This is a genomic window from Mesorhizobium sp. WSM4840, from assembly GCF_055811755.1.
On sequence record NZ_JBVVQD010000064.1, the window covers coordinates 1 to 14,789 of the forward strand.

At 58.6% G+C, this 14,789-nt stretch carries 10 protein-coding genes and 5 pseudogenes; 7 read left to right on the forward strand and 8 right to left on the reverse strand.

Annotated elements, in window-relative coordinates; translation table 11 throughout:
* Positions 1-580: 580 nt before the first annotated feature.
* Positions 581-1,013 (reverse strand): annotated as a pseudogene (locus AC0L3I_RS35970) (DUF4158 domain-containing protein); the annotation flags it as partial.
* Between the two features lie 109 nt (positions 1,014-1,122).
* A pseudogene (locus tag AC0L3I_RS35975) lies at positions 1,123-1,236 on the reverse strand (TrbC/VirB2 family type IV secretion system protein); the annotation flags it as partial.
* Positions 1,237-1,545: 309 nt separating this feature from the next.
* On the opposite strand from AC0L3I_RS35975, the gene AC0L3I_RS35980 reads away from it, so the two are divergent.
* The 3 genes from AC0L3I_RS35980 to AC0L3I_RS35990 all read left to right on the forward strand — a co-directional run bounded on the left by AC0L3I_RS35980 (position 1,546) and on the right by AC0L3I_RS35990 (position 5,745).
* Entirely contained in the window at positions 1,546-2,400 is an 855-nt protein-coding gene (locus AC0L3I_RS35980; RefSeq protein WP_473530115.1) for a calcium-binding protein, read from the forward strand.
* A gap of 294 nt (positions 2,401-2,694) precedes the next feature.
* Entirely contained in the window at positions 2,695-4,404 is a 1,710-nt protein-coding gene (locus AC0L3I_RS35985) for a type I secretion system permease/ATPase (RefSeq protein WP_473530123.1), read from the forward strand.
* Between the two features lie 27 nt (positions 4,405-4,431).
* On the forward strand, positions 4,432-5,745 hold the full coding sequence (locus AC0L3I_RS35990) for an HlyD family type I secretion periplasmic adaptor subunit (RefSeq protein WP_473530116.1): 1,314 nt from the start codon (positions 4,432-4,434) through the stop codon (positions 5,743-5,745).
* 478 nt (positions 5,746-6,223) lie between these two features.
* Here the strand turns inward: AC0L3I_RS35990 and AC0L3I_RS35995 are convergent.
* The 5 genes and pseudogenes from AC0L3I_RS35995 to AC0L3I_RS36015 form a co-directional block, all read right to left on the reverse strand.
* Positions 6,224-6,804 (reverse strand): annotated as a pseudogene (locus AC0L3I_RS35995) (acyl-homoserine-lactone synthase).
* A 150-nt stretch (positions 6,805-6,954) separates the two neighbouring features.
* Positions 6,955-7,229, reverse strand: a pseudogene (locus tag AC0L3I_RS36000) (helix-turn-helix domain-containing protein); the annotation flags it as partial.
* Positions 7,230-7,632: 403 nt separating this feature from the next.
* Complete coding sequence (locus AC0L3I_RS36005) at positions 7,633-7,773, reverse strand: hypothetical protein (protein ID WP_473530124.1); 141 nt, start codon at positions 7,771-7,773, stop codon at positions 7,633-7,635.
* Between the two features lie 227 nt (positions 7,774-8,000).
* On the reverse strand, positions 8,001-8,417 hold the full coding sequence (locus AC0L3I_RS36010; RefSeq protein ID WP_473530117.1) for a TA system VapC family ribonuclease toxin: 417 nt from the start codon (positions 8,415-8,417) through the stop codon (positions 8,001-8,003).
* Complete coding sequence (locus AC0L3I_RS36015) at positions 8,414-8,641, reverse strand: CopG family transcriptional regulator (protein ID WP_473530118.1); 228 nt, start codon at positions 8,639-8,641, stop codon at positions 8,414-8,416. Before AC0L3I_RS36015 ends, AC0L3I_RS36010 begins: the two co-directional genes overlap by 4 nt.
* A gap of 280 nt (positions 8,642-8,921) precedes the next feature.
* On the opposite strand from AC0L3I_RS36015, the pseudogene queC reads away from it, so the two are divergent.
* The 3 genes and pseudogenes from queC to queE all read left to right on the forward strand — a co-directional run bounded on the left by queC (position 8,922) and on the right by queE (position 10,710).
* A pseudogene (gene queC / locus AC0L3I_RS36020) lies at positions 8,922-9,620 on the forward strand (7-cyano-7-deazaguanine synthase QueC).
* Entirely contained in the window at positions 9,620-9,976 is a 357-nt protein-coding gene (queD, locus tag AC0L3I_RS36025) for a 6-carboxytetrahydropterin synthase QueD (RefSeq protein WP_473530119.1), read from the forward strand. Before queC ends, queD begins: the two are co-directional and overlap by 1 nt.
* Positions 9,973-10,710 (forward strand): 7-carboxy-7-deazaguanine synthase QueE, encoded by a 738-nt coding sequence (queE, locus tag AC0L3I_RS36030; protein WP_473530120.1) that lies wholly within the window; start codon positions 9,973-9,975, stop codon positions 10,708-10,710. Before queD ends, queE begins: the two co-directional genes overlap by 4 nt.
* A 72-nt stretch (positions 10,711-10,782) precedes the next feature.
* Here the strand turns inward: queE and AC0L3I_RS36035 are convergent, their stop codons facing one another.
* The gene (locus AC0L3I_RS36035) at positions 10,783-12,711 is read right to left on the reverse strand and encodes a putative bifunctional diguanylate cyclase/phosphodiesterase (RefSeq protein WP_473530121.1); all 1,929 of its coding nucleotides are present in this window, start codon (positions 12,709-12,711) and stop codon (positions 10,783-10,785) included.
* Positions 12,712-13,225: 514 nt separating this feature from the next.
* Here AC0L3I_RS36035 and AC0L3I_RS36040 point away from each other — a divergent pair.
* Positions 13,226-14,701: an NAD-dependent succinate-semialdehyde dehydrogenase gene (locus AC0L3I_RS36040; RefSeq protein ID WP_473530122.1), complete on the forward strand. Its 1,476-nt coding sequence runs from the start codon at positions 13,226-13,228 to the stop codon at positions 14,699-14,701.
* Positions 14,702-14,789: the final 88 nt, after the last annotated feature.

The window sequence follows — 14,789 nt, forward strand, 5'->3', positions numbered from 1 at the left end:
AGTTGCCGCCCGCGCTGGCCGTCTACGAGGTGAGGGTCGCGCAATCGTCAATATCCACAGACGGATTTGATTTAAATTGCGGATGATCTGAGAGAAATCCGGACCCCGGCTTGTCTTATGCGAGAGCCCCTTGCTGGACGTCGCCGGCCCGGCTCGGTTGGCTCTGCAATAGGGGTTTCGTTGTGTGCGCCGTCATGAAATGTCGCACGTTTTACGCTATGATCGGATTGAACCTCGCATCGGCCGCTACCGCTATGTTCGGTCGGCAGCCGATACCGGGAAAGTGCTCCTCCGCGAATGACCTGACCAACGTGGAAGCATGGGTCCTACCTCGTGCAGGAGATTGTCGCTGGCGAGTTTTGGAATGGCCGCAGAAACGCCGCAGCTTGCATGAAACAGCTCCTTCGCGCGAGCTAACAAGCACACGACGGCCGTCAGCCGACAAGCGTGGCGCGCAATGCCTTTGCCGGTTTGCCAAGCGAGCCCTGCCAATGTGTCCCCAGCATCATCCATAAGCCGTCCCGAGTTTCTGGCCGGTCGAGCGATCGCACGCGCAGGCATCCTGTTCTCCTGTCTCGCGCCGCTCGCGCGGGCCGTATATGCTACGGTCCCGGCACCAAAGAAAAACCTGCTCGAGCATGGCGCCAACCGATTGCCCGGTCGGACACAGTTCGCCAGCGATCCACAATGTCAGCTCTTCCCGATCGGGCCGTTTCAGGCGCCGTAAGCCGAGATACTGCAAAATCTCGGCACAATGCCGGCGCGCAGTCCGACCGGAGAAATCATACTGGTTCACGGCGTCACATTCGACGCCAAGCTGCTCAGCCAGCCAGGAAACGCTGTCGGTCGGGATCGAGGCGTGGTCCTGTACAAAGAAGCCGTGTGCGGCGAAGTAATAAGCTGAACCGCCAATCCCAGTAGCGCCGGGGCCGGCTTGCCGTTCACAAATCCATGTCGGAAAAGCTCAGGCTCCAACGCCCGATAAAATCCTCATTCGAAATACTCAAACCCATCAGCTTACTCCATAATTCGGAGCAGACTGTCATTCCCCGCAATTAGCGGGACAATTTTCCCACAACGTTCTTCAACTTGGCCAAAATCCCAGCTTCGAGCCGACAGGGCCAGGATCTGCTGCAGCGGCTGTTCCCAGGGCATGCCGGAGCCTGCTGCGCGAGCTGGGACCGTGAGAACAAGCACGAGCGCGGCGGTCCAAAGAAAGCGAAGCTTCTTGCACATGAATTAGCCCTTTCAAAACTGCTGAAGTTGCGGGAGCGTCAGTTGGGTGACGGCGTAATCGCCGCTGCCCTCTGACCGCTGGACCATGGTTCGTCCGGTTTGACGAACCGACTTTTCAAGACCGGTCGGCTGAGTAGCCAAGTCGCCTGCCGCCATCGAGACCGGCAACTGCAACGCAGAAGGACGAAGCCGACGTCACACATCCATTTCGTAAATGTTTCTATCGAATAAATCTATTTTTCCAATTGTCTGATGAGGAATATGAACTCGCCAGGTGGCGTGGGGGCTGTATCAGAAGGAGTGTTTGCGATGGAAAAGTTTATCCAGGGTGGTCCGAGGGGAGGAAAAACCGTCTTCGGCAGAGACCGCGACGATGATATACTTGGTTCCGATGGCGGTGACTGGCTCGAAGGTCGTGGCGGCGGTGACTGGATCTTGGCCGGCCAGGGTAGTGACCGAGCCATCGGCGGCGAGGGCAATGACCGAATCTTCGGCGAACAGGGCCCTGACCATCTCTCCGGCGACAACGGCCGCTTCGAACCGCGAATCGTCGGTCAGGACAATGACGAGATCGACGGCGGTCCCGGCGACGATTTCATCTACGTAGGTGACGGCAGGGACTATCTGAGAGGCGGGGCCGATAATGACACTTTCGTGTTCCAGTTCCACGATCCAATTCTGGATATTGAGCCTTGGCCTGGGGAGCCTGGGGAGCCTGAGGGGCCTGGGGGAGACTTGGAAGGAACCGGTGTTCCTGACATCACTACTATCAAAGATTTCGATCCGAAGGAGGATACCTTCGCCTTCGACGCCGTGGGCCTCTACAACGATGGTTTTGGCGCAAACTTCATCAATAACGCCAGCTCAGAGTCTGGCTACCCGGTGAGCAGCTTCTACAGCGGTGCGGCCTCGGATGCGAAGGGCGAGCACGTCGTGGTGATCACCGACAAATCTTTCACCTCTGCCTCTGACGCCGCGAATGCCATCTCCGGCGAAACCGTCGGCGACATCATCGTCTACCACGACGGCAGAACGGGACTCGCGAGTCTGGCCTATGTCACCGCCGAGAACCAGGCGGAGGACTTCACCCACCTGGGCGGTGTGGACAGTTTGGCCGACCTGGCCGGGCTGGGCCTGACAGCCTCGGACTTTACCTTCGTCTGATTCGGAAAGTCCATACGGGACCCGCGCGCCCCCCACGTGGGGGCGCATTCCTTTCCACTACTTGCCGTTGGCCGTGGGCGCAGCGTGTCCAGTTTGATAAAGGGCTGCTGGTCGTAGACCGTACTGAAGGTAAAATATTCAGGCGGTGAGGCTGTTCGGGCCCTCACGGCAGGCGCGGAGCACTGATCGCTGAGAGCGAGCCGATGCGATCAGTGTCGCTGCCCCTTCGGCGAGCACTACGCGTGCTGTGCTAACAGTTTAACGGAGGCATCCCTGAGCAACCATCCCTCGAATATTTCAGCTTTGAGACCTTCCGGTCTGACTTCCACCATTGGGGGAATTTTGTTGATAAGCGGCGTGGTCAATGTGCTTGCGCTGACCTCGCCGCTGTTCATGCTGCAGGTCTATGACCGCGTTCTGGCAAGTGGCAGCGTACCGACGCTGGTGGGGCTCGCCGTGCTTGCTGCTGGGCTTTGTGCGTTCCAATGCCTGCTCGCGGTTCTGCGCGCCCGCGTGCTGCTGCGGATCGGCGAGCGTTTCGACGGACAGTTTTCCGGACGCGTTCACGATGCTATCGTTCTGCTTCCGCTTTCAATGCGCATGCCGGGCGACGGCTTGCAGCCGCTTCGCGATCTCGACAATGTTCGCGGATTCCTATGTGGAAAAGGTCCGACGGCCTTTTTTGATCTGCCATGGATGCCGCTTTATCTTGGCATTTGCTTCCTCTTTCATTTCTGGATCGGCGTGACGGTGACTATCGGAGCGGTCGTTCTGATATCTATGACATTTCTTACCAATGCTCTCTCGCAACGGCCGACACGCGATACAACAGCCCACAACATAGTACGTCATCGCCTGTTGGAAGCAGGGCGCCGCAATGCCGAGGTCGTGCAGGCGTTTGGTCTCGGAAAGCGAATCGCTGCCCGATGGCACCAAGCCAATGCCAAGTATTTGGCCGCCAGCCGGAAAGCCGGGGACGTGGCAAGTGGGCTCGGCGGCATTTCAAGCTCGCTGCGTGTGATGCTGCAATCGGCCGTCCTTGCCTTGGGCGCATACCTTGTCATCAGGCAGGAGGCTACGGGTGGGGTCATGATTGCCAGCTCGATCATGATGGGGCGTGCGCTGGCTCCGGTCGATCTGGCCACTTCAAACTGGAGACCCTTCCTCATGGCGCGCCAGAGCTGGGCGCGGCTGGAGGACCTCCTGGCAAAGATCCCCGAAACTGCTCCTGTCATGCCTATGCCTGCACCTGAACGCGAACTGCGCGTCGAAAGCGTGACAATCTTTCCGCCCGGCGAAAGGAAGCCGACCGTGACCGGCCTTGCGTTTGCCATTCAGGCGGGAAGCGCACTGGGCGTCATCGGCGCATCGGGTTCCGGCAAGTCGACGCTCTCGCGCGCCCTTGTCGGCGCATGGGCCCCGGCCGCCGGAAAGGTTCGCATCGACGGCGCAAGCCTCGATCAATGGGACCGGGAAGCACTGGGCCGTCATATCGGGTATCTGCCGCAAGGCGTTGAACTGTTCGACGGCACCATTGCCGAAAACATCGCTCGTTTTGAAGATAGTCCTGACCCTGACGCTATTGTCGCCGCAGCGAAGGCCGCAGGGACCCACGAGCTCATCCTCCGATTTGAGTACGGTTACGAAACTCCGATCGGTGAGGCCGGATCAGCACTTTCCGCCGGGCAGCGTCAGCGCATCGGTCTTGCCCGTGCTCTCTATCGCGACCCTTTCCTTGTCGTGCTCGATGAACCTAATGCCAATCTCGATGCGGAAGGCGAGGCCGCCGTCATTGAGGCGATCGCCTCCGTGCGCGAGCGGAAGGGCATTGCGGTTGTCGTCGCCCATCGGCGGAGCGCCCTGCGTGCAGTGGATTACGTGTTGACTATGGACGGTGGGCGGCAGAGGGCCTTCGGTCCGCGTGATGAAGCGCTGTCCAAGGTCCTGAAAGGGGCAGCGACGGCACCAGGCATGCGTCAAGGCGCACAAGTCTTCACACGATGAAAGGGGAGTGCTGATATGGTGGCCCCGATGTCCGGCATTTATCAGAGCAATGACGTTTCCAGCTCCATTCGCCATCACCTGTTGGTGGGCCTTGTGGCCAGCGTGATCGTTGTCGGAGGAGCCGGAGCCTGGGCGGCCGTCACGAATCTTTCCGGCGCAGTTGTCGCATCCGGACACTTTGTTGTCGATTCCCATGTGAAGAAGGTGCAGCACCCAACTGGCGGGGTGGTGGGAGAAATCCTGGTGCGCGAAGGTGATAGAGTGAAAGCCGGCGACGTCGTCATGCGGCTCGATGCCACCCAGACGCGCGTCAATCTCGCCATCGTCACCAAGCGGCTCGATGAGCTGGCCGCCCGGCTGGCACGACTGGAAGCTGAGCGTGACGATCTGGCGGAGATCGCCTTCCCCCACCGGCTGCTCGCTCGCGGAGATGGTTCGGACGCAGCTGCGGCAATACACAACGAGACGCGGCTGTTCGAATTTCGTAGACAATCCCGCGAAGGAAAACAGGCCCAGCTAGCGGAGCGCATTGCTCAATGTCAGCACGAGATCGAGGGACTCAAGGAGCAGGAAATTGCCTACGAGAAAGGCATCGAGATTCTCCAAAAGGAAATTGCTGCCCTCAGTGGGCTGCGCGAACAAGGCATTGTCTCGGACCAACGCTTGAATAGCCTTAAGACGCAGGTTGCCACTTTCGGCGGCGAACGCGGTGAGAAGATTGCCTATCAGGCACAGACGGCAGGCCGCATAACTGAAACGCGCCTGCAGATCCTGCAGGTCGATCAGGATCTCAAGACGGAAGTCGGCCAAGAGCTCAGAGAGGTTCAGGCGCAGATAGGGGAATATGTTGAGCGCAAGGTGGCGGCTGAAGACGAACTGCGACGAATCGATCTTGTCGCGCCTCAGTCAGGCATCGTTCAACAACTCGCAGTTCATACGGTCGGCGGAGTGATCACGCCCGCCGATCCGATCATGCTAATTGTGCCCGAAGGCGACGATCTGACGCTAGAAGTGCGGATCAACCCGAAGGACATCGACCAAATCCAGCTCCTTCACAAGGCTGTGCTGCGGATGTCAGCCTTCAATCTGAGAACCACGCCTGAATTGAATGGATATGTAAGCGGGATCGCAGCCGATCTGGTGACGGACGAAAAAAGCGGCATTTCCTATTACCTGGTGAGTCTCTCAATCCCGCATGCGGAACTGACGAAACTCAAGGACCTGACGCTCGTGCCTGGCATGCCGGCCGAAGCGATGGTCCAGACGGGCGAGCGTACGGCGCTTTCCTATCTTGTGAAGCCGCTGTCCGACCAAATCAGTCGCGCATTCCGCGAGGAATAGAAAATAGGCATTTTCGCCGTTGAACTCACTATTTTGCGAAACGTTGAATCAGGATGCCGTCCAGTTATCCGAGTTCTCGGCAACCTCAGGTCATTGCTGGTGATGTGAAACGGCGTACGCTCCCGCTCCATTGGTCACTTTCAGTTCAACGAGCCGATCATTGGCCGTCGTGTCAAAACTGCGGATCTCATGGCCGGCGTCCTCACCTGCATTAACAGCATGCAAGCCGGCCGGAGGAGACGGAGAATACTCGGCCCAGGTGCGATGTGTAGCCCCAGCGCACTCTTTCGTCTCGCCGTTCAATGTGCGGACGCCGGTTCATGCATCATTTTCTCGGCTTGCTCCTCCAGGCCGGACGCAATGACTCGTTTTCGGCGACAAGAAGCAAACCCTCTTCCGAGCCCTGGGGCCACCCACCAATCTTTCTACAGCGGTGGCCTCGTTCGTCAGCGGTCCAACAAGGGTGCTGACGTCTTAGCTATCCGCATGGGCCATGCGACAGGCGGAGAATCGGTTGCCACAGCACCGGCCCGTTCAGACGTCCCCTCCAGCGGATGCGCAACAGGCTGGCGTGAGAAATCTCGAGAAAGCCGGCCACCGCCTCCGTTTTGCCGACGGGCTGCGGCTGTCCGATGCGCGACAATGGCCACGTTGCGAGGCGAAGGATCCGTTCCATACGCGTATCCGTCACGATCCGGGTGAGATTGTTGGCCAAGCCGAACTCGATCATGCCGGCAAAGAGCTCGTAGGTTGCTTGGGCAAGGCCGCCTGCCGCCTTGGGCGCTGATGGAGGCAGATCGAGCGCGAATCGGCTGCTTTCCCATATGCCGGCACTCGCGGGCGCCACAGTCTCACCCAGCAGCGCCGGGAATGTGTCGCGCAACATAGTCGGTCCAGTGGTTGACAAGAGGCGCACGCAGCCGCGAATTCGCCAATCGGACCCCTTGAGCAGCAGATAGGAAGGCTTCAAGTCGTCAAAGATGTCTGTTTCCATTTCGCCTCCGGTCTGAACTTCCCAATCGAGCCATTCCTTGAAAACCCGATATCTGAGCCCATCATCTCTTTAAGCTCGCCTGCGAACTCGCTGTAGAGGCCAGGTGTGATCAGCTGAATATTCGTCGCCTCCGTGCGGGGTGTGTTCCCGCCATCGAAGGGCAAAGCGGACAGCGATGCAGCCTGTAGACGTTTACAGCTATCCTGGCGGAAGGATCACGATCTCGCCTGACCGGAGGCAGCCAGCCTTGCAACGGCCTGGTTGATCGTCCGAACGCCGAGCTTTGCTTTGGCATTTTCCAGATGGAAGGTCCCCGTGCGCTTTGAGACGCCGAGGATGGCCGACCTCCCAAGCTCGACTTACCGTGCGCCGTCCATTCAAGGCATTCGAATTCTTGAGGGGTGAGCGGTGCGCCATCCACCACCCGATCGTCTGCAAGTCTGCGCCGGACATGGGTGTGGAAGTTGATTGCCACCAGCTGCAACGCTTCTTCTAGCGTGTCAGTGACCGCAAAAGAAGAGGACGGGCTGGCGCCAGATAAAGGAACTGCTCAGCTCCAAGGCAAGAAACTCTTATGACCGTGGTCAAGAGTAATGGGTGAACTTTTCCGCCTCATGTCCTTTGTCAAAGGTTTGTTCTTCGTCGGTGGGGCAGCACGGAGACGGGATAGGCCCTTGAGACAACGGTTGATCCAGCTCTTAACCCGTTGGGGACGATGTTCCCCAGCCACATAGTTCCGACGGGAGTTCCCCACCGTGGCCACATCCCGTCTCCGTGCTGCCCGCGATTTCCGCCGGAGACCCGGCGCGGGCAGAGCCCCTCAATCCGGCGGCCCCCGCGCCGGGCGCGCACTTGTCGGGATCCGGATCTCCGATGAAGAAGCGCACCGCATCTCAGCGACCCTGGCGGCCGATGGCCCGCAGGAACGCCGCCATCTCGCGCGCGATCGCGGCAACGACGATGGGTTTCTTCTTGCCGGCGGCCGGGCGCCGGTAGCTGCGCATCTCGCAAAAGCCGGACAGGGGTTCCGCCAATTCACTCCAGTGGTGTCCGGGATTTAGCGAAAACAGCTGCAAAGACTAAGGGCGGGCCGCCGCTCAGACCACGGTCATAACGTCTAGTGAGGTGCAAGTCAGGTTTGCGTCAGATCCGACGTGTATGTTCGGCAGCCAGGGTGGGATGCCTTCCGTGCCCGCCCGTCTAGCAGACACAACACAGGAGAAAGACACATGGCACTAGTCAGTGGCAGAGACTCCAACGATCACTTGCATGGGACGCCCGATGAGGACTTGATCCGAGACAGCCAGAACAGGAACGATCTGCACCCGCCACGCGCCTTGGCGAGCGCGAGAAGATACGTATCCGTGACCTGTGCCGAGGTCAGGATTTTCGCTGCATCGATGCCGCCGGAGCCAACCAGGCTCACATCGTCGGGCCAGAAGCTGTGCCCGTGCAGAGCCCGCAACTTGGTAACGATTTGCGCAACGACGGCGGGCGAGCCGGACGAATTGGGATACCTTTGGTTGCCGACGATGCGCAGGACGCCATTCTCGGTAAAGGGACACGTAGCCCATGCGGCGTTACCGGTCTGTTCGAACCAGCCATGCGCGTCGTCATGGGCGACATGACCAGGATCGATCAGTGCGATCAGGACATTGACATCGAGCAGGAACATCAATGCAGTTCGTCTCGCAAGGCATTGGCCGTCTCAAGCGTGACAGGAGGTGCATCCGGCCGAGGCGACAGTAGAGGAATCCCGTTGCGCTCGCCGCCGGCTTGAGGCCGACGCAGCGAGCGCCGGGCGAGATCGGTGATGACCTCGCCAAGGCTGCGATCCTGCTGCCGGGCGGTGGCCTTGGCCGCGACCAGGACGTCGTCATCGATAGCGAGTGTGGTTCTCATATCGCGCTCCTTAGTACGGCACGCATCAATCATCACGCATCATACTGCGAGGACGGATACTCAACCGCAACGTCAATCCCCGACTCCGCGCTCCCGCAACGTTGTTCGCGTTGGCCAAAATCGCAGTTTCGGGCCGGCTGGACCATGTTAGGCAATCTGACCAAGATACACGCGTCTAAATAGCGTCCCACCCCATTCACAAAACCGGCTCCGTGGAGTACTGGGAACGCAGAGAAATCTCCGGTCGCAGCCTTACCCGGTCAAAACAAGGACTCAAACCATGAATGCCCTCGTCATCTGCTCCGGCGGATTGGACTCTGTTACGCTCGCTCATCAAGTGGCGACTGAGCAGAAACTCCTTGGCCTGCTTTCGTTCGATTACGGCCAGAGGCACAAAAAGGAGCTCGGTTTTGCTTCTATCTGCGCCAGACGGCTGGGTGTTCCGCACCAGATCCTCGACATCCGCGATGTTAGCCGGAACCTGAGCGGCTCGGCCTAACTGATAACGTAGACGTGCCCGACGGGCATTATGCCGAAGACTCCATGAGGATCACGGCGGTGCCGAATAGGAACGCCATCATGCTGGCTATCGCCTTCGGGGTTGCCGCCACGCAGAAGGCCGAGGCGGTGGCCACTGCCGTCCACGGCGGAGATCATTTCATCTACCCCGATTGCCGGCCCGCTTTTATCGACGCCTTTCAGACGATGCAGAACGAAGCACTCGCAGGCTACGCCGACATCTGCCTTTATGCTCCCTATCTGAATAGGTCGAAGGCCAACATCGTCAGCCAGGGGGCAAAGTACGGAACGCCGTTCGAAGCGACGTGGTCCTGCTACAAGGGTGGCGCACGTCATTGTGGTCGCTGCGGTACATTGCGTCGAACGGCGCGAGGCATTCGATTTGGCCGGCATTGCCGACCCGACGGACTATGAGGACGCAGCCTTTTGGCTGCAGGCTGTCCGGATAAGGAGCGCGTGATGTTCCGCATCACAAAAGAGTTCCACTTCTCGGCCTCGCATCAACTCACCTCCTTGCCACCCGGTCATCAGTGCGCGCGCCTGCACGGCCACAACTACATCGTCGTAGTGGAGCTTTCGGGTGGCGAACTGAACGAGCATGGCTTTGTGCGCGACTATCAAGACCTGGCAGCGCTCAAGCATTACATCGATGGCACGTTCGACCATCGGCATCTTAACGAGGTGCTGAGCCATGACGGTGTCACAGCTGAATGTTTGGCCCGCCACTTCTACGACTGGTGCAAGGTGCGGCTACCGGAAACCTCCGCCGTGTGGGTCGGCGAGACGCCGAAAACCTGGGCGGAATACCGACCATGACTTGCGGGTTGCATCCTCGAATCCGCGTGAGCGAGATTTTTGGGCCGACCATTCAGGGCGAAGGCATGCTGATCGGCTTACCGACGGTGTTCGTAAGAACAGGCGGGTGTGATTATCGCTGTTCCTGGTGCGACAGCTTGCATGCGGTGGACAGTCGCTTCCGCAATGAATGGGAGATGATGTCTCCCGACGCGGTCTGGCGAAAGATCGCTGCGATTTCCGGCGATCAGCCGGTGATGGTGTCGCTGTCGGGCGGGAACCCGGCCATCCAGCCGCTTGGCCAGTTGATCGACCGAGGGCATGGTGAGGGCTACCGCTTTGCATTGGAAACCCAGGGCTCGGTGCCTAAGGAATGGTTCGCAGATCTCGACGTGCTGGTGCTAAGCCCCAAGCCGCCCTCAAGCGAAATGACGACAGATTGGGCCGCGTTCGACACCTGCATCGAGGCGGCCCAGGATAAGCCGCAGATGGCGCTCAAGCTCGTCGTCTTCGACGATGATGATTTTGCCTATGCCAAAGACGCCGCGGCGCGCTACCCACAATTACCCGTCTATCTGCAGCCCGGCAATCACACGCCGCCGCGTCCCGGCAACGAAGACGCGTTCATCGACATGGCCGGAGTGATGAAGCGCATGGAATGGCTGGTCGAAAAGGTGACGCGCGACAGGTGGTTCCAGGCGCGTGTACTGCCGCAGCTTCATGTTCTGCTTTGGGGAGACAGACACGGCGTCTAAGCCCACACTGGCCAGTGTTTCGTTGGCAGCATGGATATCTGATCCCGTCCTTTGACGCTCTCCTTGATGCAGTCAGCGATGGCGGGTGCCGGTCACAACTCGTTCGCGTGCTCTTTTCAACGCCAATTCAACCGCCTGGCTTAGCGGCACCGCCTTGGAGAATAGGAAGCCCTGAGCAGTTCTGCAGCCGAGCTTGTACAGAATTTGCCGGTCCGCCTCTGTTTCGACGCCCTCGGCCATGACATCGATCCCCAGCGCCCGACCAAGATCGATCACCGTTTTGACAAGCAGCCGGTCCTCCCGAGACTTGGCCAAGCCGCGAATGAAGCCCTGGTCTATTTTCACCTTGCGTATCCGGCTGTCCTTGAGCGACGCCAACGTGGAAAAGCCGGTGCCGAAGTCATCGAGCGCGATGGAAATGCCGGCATGTGAAAGCCGTCCGAGCTTTTCATCCAGTCTTTCCGGGTCCACTGGAGATTCTTCGGTAATCTCGATTTCGAACATCGTTGCAGGGAGGTCTTTTGCCGCCAGACCATTCAGAACCATGTCGTCGATATCGCCGGCCTCCAGTTCGCGCGGTGAAACATTCATTGCCACACGTACATCACGACAGTCAGCTTTCAACAAGCCGTCGATAAGACCACAACAGTCCGCGAATACCGTTTGGGTCAGCAGCTGAAGCATTCCGGTTTCGCGCGCGGCTGTGATGATTTCGGGCGGAAAGATGGAACCGTGAATCGGATGGGACCACCTTAGCAGGGCTTCAAAACCGACCACGGCCTCGGTGTCGAGTCTTACGATGGGCTGGAACCAAGGACCCAAGCTTCTCGTCTTTATCGCCGAATGAAGGTCGCGTTCAATGGACTGGCGGCGTTGCAGTTCCCTGTCGAGTTCGGCATCGAACAGGCAAATTTCGTTCCTGCCACGACGCTTAGCTGTGTAAAGGGCGATATCCGCCCGCAGCAACATTTCCGTCAGCCCCGGGCTTTCAGCCAAGTATATTCCTATAGATGCCCCGATCCGGACGGACGCGACCCCAGGATAGGGGCGAGCAAGCTGGGCTATGATGTTGGATGCGAGAATACCGGGAGAAGGAGAATTTCTGAGTGAGGGAAAAAACAGCACGAACTCATCGCCGCCGATACGGGCGAGCGTTGAGCCTGCCGGCGCTTCCTGCTCTATGCGGCGGGCGATCATGACGAGCAGTTCATCACCGGTCCTGTGACCGTAGGTATCGTTGACAGATTTGAAGCCGTCTAGATCAATCAGCATTGCAACGAACGGGCCGTCTGTATTCTCGAGCTGATTGATCGCGTGTTCGAGGCCCCGTCTGTTGAGAAGGCCCGTCAGGTGGTCTTCCCTCGAATTGCGCTCCATTTCCGCCGCAAGCCGCTCCGCCTCATGTCTCAGGCGGCTTGCTTCGCGGAAGCGGGCTTGCCCTACAAACGAGCCTCGAACCAAGCCGCCCATGAACAGCAGAACGGCAAAAGACAGAATGTAATCTTCAAAGTTGCCTTTCGCCAACAAGCAACCCACCGCGATCAGAAGCGGCGGTGTGATGAAGTTGGTCGCTGCCGCGGCATATGAGCTGCCGTATGTAACCGCACCAGCTGAAATGCCCGCCAGAATAATCAGATGCAGCGGCGCTTGCGGCGTTGTGTAGCCAACAGTAAGGACGGCAAGAAAGGACCAGGCAAACCCTGACAGAAGAGCAAGGATGCCAAACCAGCGAAGCCGCTGCGAAATCCCTGTTAAATCGTCGTGATGCCCCGTCTCCTTTAGCGGATAACGGGCGAGTCCGAGGCGGGCGGCATTTATCGCATTGATAACCAGGAACCAGATTGCGGCGGCAAAGCCCCCGCCAGAAAAGGCCTGCACCGTCAAAATCAGGCCTGACAAGATAGTGCTTATCGGCATTGATACGAAGAGACCGGCCCTCAGGTCAACAAGCTGATCCTGAAGAATTCTGGCATCCAGCGCGTCTTCTTTGTTCAGAGCCATAGATCAGTCAGCTTGCTTCCAGGTTTCTTTCGCAGCGCAAATCTATGCAAACCCACTGAAGGACGGGTTAACTACTCAGCGGGGCATCAGCCTTTTGAGTCGCTTAGCCAAAGAAACGTCTGCCGAGCCCCTAATCAGCGGGGCGAAGGGAACGCGGCGTCAACCTAATGTCCCGATTTTGGATTCTGCACGGCACCGCAATCTGGGAAGGGCGGCACGGAGCCGCGCTGGGCGTTGCAAGCGCTTGTCGACGGTTGGGCGGGGGCGATGCACAAGGGCTTCGCGATGCTCTTCACGAGCCCTATCCCGCGTTTGCCTTTCATGAAGTGAAAGCCTTCCGAAGCGCGAATCGAGATTGAGGCTGTCATTGCTCTCGGCTAATCAGTCGGGAAGCTGCTTTTGCACAGACGGAGGGCCGGAACGATCTCGTCCGATCGTCCGTCACAAGGTGTTCTTATTAGTACATTCGCGCAGCTAGCAACTAGCAACTTAACCATGAAGGGGGGACCACGGTTTGACCGTAACACAGTCGCTGACGAGACGTCTCAAAAATCCCGAGCTATTTGACGATCTGGCCGGTGTGCCTGATCGGAATGCGGAGCAAGCCACGAGGCGTTTTTCAGTTTTCAATCCCTCAACAGGCGAGCTGTTGGCTGAGCTTCCAGATATGGATGTCCGGGACGTTTCCAGGGCAATCGACAAGGCCGAAGCTGCGCAGGAACATTGGGCGGCGCTCACCGCGCGCGAGCGCTCCGACATGTTATGGGAATGGAACCAACTGATCCTCGACCACAGCGAGGATCTTGCAGCCATTTTGACGGCTGAAATGGGTAAGCCGCTTGCAGAGGCGAAGTCTGAAATAGCCCATGCCGCAGCCTACCTCCAATGGTATGCCGAGGAGGCCAATCGCATCTATGGCGAGACGATTTCGCCGCCTTCTAAGGACAGGCGTATGCTGGTAATCAAACAGCCGATCGGTGTTGTCGGCGCCATTACCCCTTGGAATTTTCCCGCCTCGATGGTGGCGCGCAAGATTTCGCCGGCGCTTGCCGCCGGCTGCGCGATTGTTCTGAAACCCGCGGAGCAAACACCGCTTGTCGCCGGTGCTATGTTCACGCTTGCCCGGATGGCAGGTTTTCCCGATGGCGTTCTAAACTTGATCTACGCATCGGAAGGCGATGCGGTTGGGCGTGAACTTTGCTCGAACCCGAAGGTTCGCAAGATCAGCTTCACTGGGTCGACTGAGGTCGGGCGGCTGCTCATGAGGCAATGTTCGGACCAGATCAAAAGAACCAGCTTCGAACTTGGTGGTAACGCTCCTTTCATCGTTTTTGACGATGCAGATGTCGATGCTGCCGTCGACGGTGCGGTACAGGCGAAGTTTCGGAATGCCGGTCAGACCTGCGTTTCAGCCAATCGGCTTTACGTGCAGTCCAGCGTGTATAGTGAATTCGCCGAAAAATTCACCAAGCGCGCCAGTGCATTGCGCGTCGGTGACGGTTTCGAGCCAGAAGTTGCGATCGGTCCTCTGATCGATAAGTGCGCGCTTGCAAAGATTGAAGATCATGTTCGCGATGCTGTGCGGCAGGGTGGGAAGATCAGTTGCGGTGGCAACCGTATCGGCGAATCGGGAACGTTCTTCGAGCCCACGGTGATCACCGACGTCGAAAAGACAATGCGGGTCGCTCAGGAAGAAACCTTTGGACCGCTGGCTCCCATAATCCGCTTCAACAATCCCGACCAGGTGGTGCGCGAGGCGAATGACACCATTTATGGTCTTGCGGCCTACTTCTACGCTTCCAATCTCAAGCGTGTGTGGCGCGTGGCTGAAGCCCTCGAATACGGCATGGTCGGCATCAATACGGGACGCATGTCCTCCGAGGCCGCACCCTTTGGCGGAATGAAGCAATCAGGAATCGGTCGTGAGGGGTCGCGCCACGGCCTCGAGGATTATCTCGAAATGAAGTACCTCTGCATGGGTGGGCTATAATCCCGCAGCATCCGCAGGGCAACGAGTCCAGGTTAACGGGCTTGGAGAGCTGCCATCAGGTAGTCGGTATCCCAGGTTGCGAGTTTTC

Coding starts and splice junctions, on each gene's coding strand:
- queD (WP_473530119.1), top strand. CDS start 9,620: ATGTTCCGCATCACAAAAGAGTTCCACTTCTCGGCCTCGCATCAACTC.
- AC0L3I_RS35980 (WP_473530115.1), top strand. CDS start 1,546: ATGGAAAAGTTTATCCAGGGTGGTCCGAGGGGAGGAAAAACCGTCTTC.
- AC0L3I_RS36015 (WP_473530118.1), bottom strand. CDS start 8,641: ATGAGAACCACACTCGCTATCGATGACGACGTCCTGGTCGCGGCCAAG.
- AC0L3I_RS35990 (WP_473530116.1), top strand. CDS start 4,432: ATGTCCGGCATTTATCAGAGCAATGACGTTTCCAGCTCCATTCGCCAT.
- queE (WP_473530120.1), top strand. CDS start 9,973: ATGACTTGCGGGTTGCATCCTCGAATCCGCGTGAGCGAGATTTTTGGG.
- AC0L3I_RS36035 (WP_473530121.1), bottom strand. CDS start 12,711: ATGGCTCTGAACAAAGAAGACGCGCTGGATGCCAGAATTCTTCAGGAT.